The organism is Klebsiella sp. MS 92-3, from assembly GCF_000195655.1.
Lineage (GTDB): Bacteria > Pseudomonadota > Gammaproteobacteria > Enterobacterales > Enterobacteriaceae > Klebsiella > Klebsiella pneumoniae.
Map to the genome: position 1 here is coordinate 89,072 of NZ_GL882839.1, position 3,014 is coordinate 92,085.

Consider the following 3,014-nt stretch of genomic DNA (forward strand, 5'->3'; position numbering starts at 1 on the left):
GGGGGTTGTTTCCGGACCGGGTAAATTGTTGCTCGGTCATTACCTTTCCCCACTGCTCCCCCTGCCATTCGCGGATTAAAGTGAAGCCAAAGGATTCATACAGTTTGCGGGCCGCGTCCAGCCCTTTAAAGGTCCACAGCTGCACCGCGCTAAACTGGCGACTATCGCAGAAAGCCATCGCCTCGCTGAGGAGCCGCCTGCCAATGCCGCTTCCCCGGCAGCTGTCATCGAGAATGAACCAGCGCAAATGCGCCTCCTGCTGGCCGAGGTCCTCGCCATCGATAGCCAGCGAGCCGACGATTTTCCCTTCGCGGATCGCCAGCCAGATCTGGTTGGCCGGGGAGGAGAGCCGGGTGGCAAATTCCGCTACGCCGCTGGCGACCTTGCCTTCAAAAAAAGCGCCAAAGTCATGATGACGGGCGTAATACTCCCCGTGCATCTGGGCTATCCGGCCGATCATCCCCGGCTGGTAGCCGGTCATCAGCGAAATTTGCGGAGCCGTATCCGCGAGCGCGCTATCCCGACACTGCGCCAGCGCCCGGGCATAGGCCGCCAGTCCAGTGGCGACAGTTTGCTGCTGCGTCTCATCCAGATGGTCTAACGCCTCCACCACCTGACGGGTACCCCAGGCGTTAATTTTCGCCACCGTATCGTGCCCCTTTGCCGTCAGGGCGAGTGATTTCGCGCGCGCATCCTCCGCGCAAGGACGCTCCTCCAGCTCACCAGCCGCCAGCAGACGAGAGACCATCCGGCTGACGCTTGATTTTTCCAGTCCCAGCAACGTGACCAGCTGCGCGGCCGTCATCTCCCCCCTCATCGATACCTCAAGCAGGGTGTGCACCGCCGAAGGTGAATAATGGGTGGCGGCCAGCGTGGTGCTCATAAAGCCCAGCTCGCGCACCATTAACCGCGAGGCGGTACGAATCTGTTGGATTAAGGGGGTATCAGGCATAGCGGCGGGTCCAGAAAATGAAATGGTTGTACAATACAACCATCACCTTCATCCTGCGTCAAGATGCAATATGGTGGGATAAGCGTTGTCGTGTGACGTGTGATTTTGCCGCCATAGGGATCGTGAAAGCGAATGCCGCAGGCGCCGGACAGCGCCCGCGATGAATATTATTGCGGGTTCTTCGCCTTCCAGGCCTCCCAGGCCGATTTGATCTCCTGCTTCGCGGCCGCGGCGTCATTAAAGCCGGCCAGCTCGACCTTTTTACGCCCCTCCGGCAGTTCTTTATAGACCCGGAAGAAGGCCTCCAGCCGCTGCTGTTCTATTTTCGGCAGATCGGAGATGGTCTTGATGTCGTCGTAGGTCGGGTCAATTTTACTGGCCGGTACGGCGATGATTTTGTCGTCTTTCTCACCGCCGTCTATCATCTTCAGCACACCAATTGCCCGCAGCTTAATCAGCGTGCCCGGGGCCATCGGCGCGCGGGTATAAAACACCACGTCCAGCGGGTCGCCATCCCCGGCCAGCGACTGGGTCAGCGAGCCGTAGTTCGCCGGGTAGGCCACCGGCATCGACTGAAAGCGGTCGGCGACGATAAACCCCGTTTTAGCATCGGTTTCGTACTTAATGATCCCGCCCGTCGGGATCTCAGTGACGGCGTAAAATTCTTCCGGGTTGTTTTCCGGCTGGGGAAATTCCAGCACATTGTGGGCCTGGGCGGCGGCGGACAAAAGCAGACCGGCGGTGAGGATGGTTTTTACCAGATGCATTGTTGTATCACTCTGTTGTTATAAGAAATTGATGCGCAAAACAATAGATTCGAGTGATGACAAAAACATGACCATTCAGCGTCAATATTATTACCTACCAAATATAGCGATGTTGTCTGAATTTTGTGCTATCCCTGTAGCAAAAAGCCACATTCTGTACTAAGCGCCTTGTATTTTACCGCTCAGCGTCTAATCCTTATTGGGTACTATTGCATTAATTAAGTTAATCAATTCCCCCACAAGGAGACAGGCATGAAGGCAGCTGTTGTTACCCACGACCATCAGGTTAACGTCACGGAAAAAACGCTGCGCCCGCTGGAATACGGCGAAGCGCTGTTGAAAATGGAATGCTGCGGCGTGTGTCATACTGACCTGCACGTGAAAAACGGCGATTTTGGCGATAAAACCGGCGTCATTCTCGGCCATGAAGGGATCGGGGTGGTACAAAAAGTCGGCCCGGGCGTCACCTCCCTGAAGCCGGGCGACCGCGCCAGCGTGGCGTGGTTCTTCGAAGGCTGCGGCCACTGCGATTACTGTAACAGCGGCAACGAGACGCTCTGCCGCTCGGTGAAAAACGCCGGCTATACCGTCGATGGCGGCATGGCGGAGGAGTGCATCGTCACCGCCAACTACGCGGTAAAAGTTCCGGACGGCCTCGACTCCGCCGCCGCCAGCAGCATCACCTGCGCGGGCGTCACCACCTACAAAGCGGTCAAGGTCTCCCACATCAAACCGGGCCAGTGGATCGCCATCTACGGCCTCGGCGGGCTGGGTAACCTGGCGCTGCAGTATGCGAAGAATGTGTTTAACGCCAAAGTGATCGCTATCGACGTCAACGACGGACAGCTGGAGCTGGCGGCCTCGATGGGCGCCGACCTGACCATCAACTCCCGCAATGAAGATGCGGCGAAAGTGATTCAGGAAAAAACCGGCGGCGCCCACGCTGCGGTAGTAACCGCGGTGGCTAAAGCGGCCTTTAACTCGGCGGTGGATGCCGTTCGCGCCGGTGGCCGCGTGGTCGCGGTGGGCCTGCCGCCGGAGGCGATGAGCCTCGATATTCCGCGTCTGGTGCTGGACGGCATCGAAGTGGTCGGTTCGCTGGTCGGCACCCGTCAGGATCTGGTGGAAGCCTTTCAGTTTGCCGCCGAAGGCAAAGTGGTGCCGAAAGTCACCCTGCGTCCGCTGGAAGATATCAACGCTATCTTCAAAGAGATGGAGCAAGGTCAGATCCGCGGCCGTATGGTTATCGATCTGCGTAGCTAATCACCCGCCCCCCCCCCCCCCCCCCCCCCGCC

3 protein-coding genes are annotated in these 3,014 nt (G+C 58.3%); 1 reads left to right on the plus strand and 2 read right to left on the minus strand.

The genetic code is table 11. The features are described from left to right. Together HMPREF9538_RS33400 and HMPREF9538_RS06945 are read right to left on the minus strand one after the other, a co-directional pair. Positions 1 to 952 (minus strand): bifunctional helix-turn-helix transcriptional regulator/GNAT family N-acetyltransferase (locus tag HMPREF9538_RS33400; protein WP_009485858.1); only part of this gene is annotated, 952 nt, incomplete at its 3' end. 167 nt (positions 953 to 1,119) lie between these two features. After that, the gene (locus HMPREF9538_RS06945; RefSeq protein WP_002906218.1) at positions 1,120 to 1,719 is read right to left on the minus strand and encodes an inorganic diphosphatase; all 600 of its coding nucleotides are present in this window, start codon (positions 1,717 to 1,719) and stop codon (positions 1,120 to 1,122) included. Positions 1,720 to 1,971: 252 nt separating this feature from the next. On the opposite strand from HMPREF9538_RS06945, the gene adhP reads away from it, so the two are divergent. Then, a complete protein-coding gene (gene adhP, locus HMPREF9538_RS06935) occupies positions 1,972 to 2,982 on the plus strand; it encodes an alcohol dehydrogenase AdhP (protein ID WP_002906221.1) in 1,011 nt (336 codons plus the stop codon). Positions 2,983 to 3,014: the final 32 nt, after the last annotated feature.

Bases quoted from the DNA above. Each gene is read 5' to 3' on its own strand.
- adhP (WP_002906221.1), top strand. From the start codon at position 1,972: ATGAAGGCAGCTGTTGTTACCCACGACCATCAGGTTAACGTCACGGAA.
- HMPREF9538_RS06945 (WP_002906218.1), bottom strand. From the start codon at position 1,719: ATGCATCTGGTAAAAACCATCCTCACCGCCGGTCTGCTTTTGTCCGCC.